Origin of the sequence: Brachyspira sp. SAP_772 (assembly GCF_009755885.1) — a bacterium.
Taxonomy (GTDB): Bacteria; Spirochaetota; Brachyspiria; order Brachyspirales; family Brachyspiraceae; genus Brachyspira.
In genome coordinates, this window is sequence record NZ_VYIX01000089.1 from 1 (window position 1) to 835 (window position 835).

At 27.0% G+C, this 835-nt stretch carries 1 protein-coding gene and 1 pseudogene; both read left to right on the forward strand.

Annotated elements, in window-relative coordinates; genetic code table 11:
* Nucleotides 1-389, forward strand: a pseudogene (locus tag GQX97_RS12760) (leucine-rich repeat domain-containing protein); the annotation flags it as partial.
* Nucleotides 390-394: 5 nt separating this feature from the next.
* Nucleotides 395-601, forward strand: a complete 207-nt coding sequence (locus tag GQX97_RS12765) for an RbsD/FucU domain-containing protein (protein WP_232473386.1) — start codon at nucleotides 395-397, stop codon at nucleotides 599-601.
* Nucleotides 602-835 lie beyond the last annotated feature (234 nt).

Consider the following 835-nt stretch of genomic DNA (forward strand, 5'->3'; position numbering starts at 1 on the left):
TACTTATAATATTTATTTTAGTCATATCTTGCAGAAGGGCTGTAACGCGTCCTACTCTAGATTCCTTGGGAAGTACTCCTCCAGAAGAACCAGATTCTCCTATTATTGATGAAAAACCAGAACAGCCAGACCCAACTCCAGAACCAAAACCTGAATCTGAGTTTATTATAGTAGCTACTGATACTGAAGATATAATACAAAGTAAGATTCAAAAATATTATGAAAAAAATCAGAAATATCTAGCTTTTGTTGAAGGTACTGAAGCAGACATAAAACAAAATAATACMATATCAAAAATTAATTCTGTTATAAATAAAAATGCTTATACTGAAGGAATATCATTAGATTTAAGCTACACTACAATGACAGAAATAGCTGACATCCTGTAACTCTAATGAAGCCGAATGATAATTCTAAACCAAATATATGGGAAGATTATTATAATATAATAATAAAATATGAACCATCATTCAAAGAATTTGAGTATATTGATAGATTTTCATTTTATGAGAAAGCTAAAAATGCTTATGCTTGCATTGCAACTGGTGAAACATCTATATACGCATGCTTAATCATAACAAAAGGAGTGATTATAAAATAACAGATTTATTAGAATAGGGGCATTACAATAATGCCCCTATTCTAAAATTAATTTTTATGATATTAAAAATTATATTTGAAACAATATAATAAAAATGCAATTATACACTTTTTACAATTTTTCTTTCAAAAGCAAAAATACAGCCTAAAATAACAATAATAACCTAAATTTTTTGCATAAGGCTTATTGTTTTATTTAAAGGTAGAATAACATACTAATGTAGTTAATAAATGG